Annotated in this window: 4 protein-coding genes; all 4 read left to right on the top strand. The window is 72.4% G+C overall.

The genetic code is table 11. The annotated features are described in order from the left end of the window. A partial coding sequence (locus GT042_RS25425; protein ID WP_161311060.1) for a pseudouridine synthase occupies positions 1 to 953 on the top strand: 953 nt, incomplete at its 5' end. A gap of 113 nt (positions 954 to 1,066) precedes the next feature. Then, the gene (pnuC, locus tag GT042_RS25420; protein WP_161311059.1) at positions 1,067 to 1,723 is read left to right on the top strand and encodes a nicotinamide riboside transporter PnuC; all 657 of its coding nucleotides are present in this window, start codon (positions 1,067 to 1,069) and stop codon (positions 1,721 to 1,723) included. Then, positions 1,720 to 2,799, top strand: coding sequence for an AAA family ATPase (locus GT042_RS25415; protein WP_161311058.1), 1,080 nt, complete (start codon positions 1,720 to 1,722; stop codon positions 2,797 to 2,799). Before pnuC ends, GT042_RS25415 begins: the two co-directional genes overlap by 4 nt. Next, on the top strand, positions 2,796 to 3,248 hold a 453-nt coding region (locus GT042_RS25410), incomplete at its 3' end, for an NUDIX hydrolase (RefSeq protein ID WP_161311057.1). The genes GT042_RS25415 and GT042_RS25410, both read left to right, overlap by 4 nt.

Raw genomic sequence — 3,248 nt, 5'->3', positions numbered from 1 at the left:
CGACCGGCGGCGCCGGTGCCACGGGCGCCCCGCGCGGTGCCCGGGGCGCGGCGGCCCGCGGCGGCGCCAAGGGCGGCCCCAAGCCCTCCCAGACCCCTCCGCGCGCCCGCAGGGGCCCCGGCGGCCAGGCCCGCCCCCGTGAGCTGGACGCGAAGATCGAGCAGCGCAACCGTGACCGGTACGCGGACAAGCCCGAGATCAGGACGCCCCGCACCAACCCGGGCGCCGAGCAGGAGGGCGAGCGCCTCCAGAAGGTGCTCGCCCGCGCCGGCATGGGCTCGCGCCGCGCCTGCGAGGAGCTGATCGAGCAGTCCCGCGTCGAGGTCAACGGCGAGATCGTCCTCGAACAGGGCAAGCGCGTGGACGTGGACCGCGACGAGATCAAGGTCGACGGGCTGACCGTCGCCACCCAGTCGCACCTCTTCTTCGCGCTGAACAAGCCCGCCGGCGTGGTCTCCACGATGGAGGACCCGGACGGCCGCCAGTCCCTCGGCGACTACGTCACCAACCGTGAGACGCGTCTCTTCCACGTCGGCCGGCTCGACACGGAGACCGAGGGCATCATCCTGCTCACCAACCACGGAGAGCTGGCCCACCGCCTCACCCACCCCCGGTACGGCGTGAAGAAGATCTACCTCGCCGCGATCCAGGGCCCGCTCCCGCGCGACCTGGGCAAGCGGCTCAAGGACGGCATCCTGCTGGAGGACGGCTACGCGAAGGCCGACCACTTCCGGGTCGTCGAGAACACCGGCAAGAACTACCTGGTCGAGGTCACCCTCCACGAGGGCCGCAAGCACATCGTCCGCCGCATGCTCGCCGAGGCCGGCTTCCCGGTCGACCGGCTCGTCCGGACGTCCTTCGGCCCGATCCCGCTGGGCGACCAGAAGTCCGGCTGGCTGCGCCGCCTCACCAACACCGAGGTCGGCATGCTGATGAAGGAGGTCGGGCTGTAGACAGCCCGGCGTACGACAGGAAAAAGCCCGCGGCCGTTCAGGCCGCGGGCTTTTTCCCTTGTGGGGCAAGGCCGTTCGCCTTTATAGTCAACATGACCATTAAGGAGGCGGGCGTGAGTCTCGCGGACATCCTCGATCCCTTGCAGCGACCCCTGGTGACCGTGCTGGACACCCCGGTCAGCTGGACCGAGGTGCTCGGCTTCGGCAGCGGCGCGCTCTGCGTGTGGCTCGTCGCCCGTCAGCACGTGGCCAACTGGCCGGTCGGCATCGCCAACAACCTGTTCTTCGTCGTGCTGTTCCTCCAGGCGGGCCTCTACGCCGACATGGCGTTGCAGGCCGTCTTCATCACCCTCGCCGTGTACGGCTGGTGGATCTGGACCCACGGGGGTGGCCCGGACTCACCCGCGCCCGCGGTGCGGCGTACGACCCGCACCGAATGGGGCGTGCTCTGCGCGGCGGGGGTGGTGGGGACACTCGGCCTGACGTTCCTGCTCGGCCGCGCAACCGACTCGACCGTGCCCTTCTGGGACGCGCTCACCACGTCCCTCTCGCTGATGGCCACCTACGGGCAGTGCCGCAAGCTGCTGGAGTCCTGGTGGCTCTGGATCGCGGCGGACGTCGTCTACATCCCGCTCTACGCCCACAAGGACCTCTACCTGACCTCGCTGCTGTACGTCGGCTTCCTCGCCCTGTGCCTGGCCGGACTGCGCAACTGGTCCCGGGACACGGCCCGTTCGCCGGACCGCCCCCTGGTGGTGAGCGCCGGATGAGCGCGTACGGACACGGCCTGGTGCTCGGCAAGTTCTATCCGCCGCACGCGGGCCACCACCATCTCGTACGGACCGCGCGCGACCGCTGCGCGGACCTCACCGTGCTCGTCTGCGCGGCCTCCGTGGAGTCGGTCCCCCTCGCCGACCGGGTCGCGTGGATGCGTGAAGTCCACCCGGACGTACGGGTGGTGGGCGCCCTGGACGACACGCCGATGGACGTGAACGACCCGGCGGTCTGGGACGCGCACATGGCCGTCTTCCGGGGCGCGGTGCCCGGACGCGTGGACGTGGTCTTCACCTCCGAGGCGTACGGGGAAGAGCTGGGGCGGCGGTTCGGCGCCGAATCCGTGTGCGTCGACCCCGGCCGTACGGTCTTCCCCGTCTCCGGTACGGCCGTGCGCGAGGACCCGGCCGCCTGCTGGGACTTCCTGGAGCCGCCGGTACGGGCCGCGCTCGCGCGCCGGGTCGTGGTCCTCGGGGCCGAGTCCACCGGCACGACCACACTGGCCCGCGCCCTCGCCGCGCACTACCGCGCGCGGGGCGGGGTGTGGGCGCGGACGGGTTACGTACCCGAGTACGGGCGGGAGTTCAGCGAGCGCAAGCTGGCGGCGCTGCGGGCGCGGGAGCCCCGGGCGCGGTGGGAGGACGTCGAATTCACCACGGACGACTTCCCGTTGATCGCCCGGCGGCAGGACGAGGCCGAGGAGAGCGCGGCGCGGGCCGGGTCACCGGTGCTGATCTGCGACACGGACGCGTTCGCCACCACCGTCTGGCACGAGCGGTACGTGGGCGGGCGCAACCCGCTCGTGGAGGAGATCGCCGGCCGGACGCGACGTCACCTGTGGCTGCTCACCGGACACGAGGACGTGCCGTTCGAGGACGACGGGCTGCGGGACGGCGAGGAGCTGCGGCCCTGGATGACCGACCGGTTCCGCACCGAACTCACGCGTACGGGACGGGAGTTCGTCGAGCTCACCGGACCGCACGAGAAGCGGCTCGACACGGCGGTCGCGGCGGTGGACGCCCTGCTCGACCGGGGCTGGCACTTCGCGCCGCCGCTGCCGGAGCGACGATGAACACGCGGGGGCGGGTGCCGGAGGACGGGCGGGGGAGCCCGCGGGCACCCCGCGTCCCCGACGGGTACGACCCGTCCGCCTTCACGCCGTTCGCGGTCACCGTAGACCTCGCCGTCTTCACCGTCCGCCACAACCAGCTCCACGTCCTGCTCGTGGAGCGCGGCCTGGAGCCGTACCTGGGCGCCTGGGCCCTGCCCGGGGGTTTCGTCCTGCCCCGGGAGTCCGCCGGACAGGCCGCCCGCCGCGAACTCGCCGAGGAGACGGGCCTGTCGGAGCACACCGCGGGCGCGCTCCACCTGGAGCAGCTGCGGACCTACAGCGACCCCGACCGCGACCCGAGGATGCGGGTCGTGTCCGTGGCGTACGCGGCGCTCGTCCCCGACCTGCCCGAGCCGCGCGGCGGCGGCGACGCGGCACTCGCGCGGTGGACGGACCTGTCACGGGTCCTG

Source organism: Streptomyces sp. SID3212 (assembly GCF_009865405.1).
Lineage (GTDB): Bacteria > Actinomycetota > Actinomycetes > Streptomycetales > Streptomycetaceae > Streptomyces.
The sequence above is the reverse complement of the archived record's forward strand: the minus strand, read 5'-3'. Positions and strand labels throughout refer to the sequence as shown.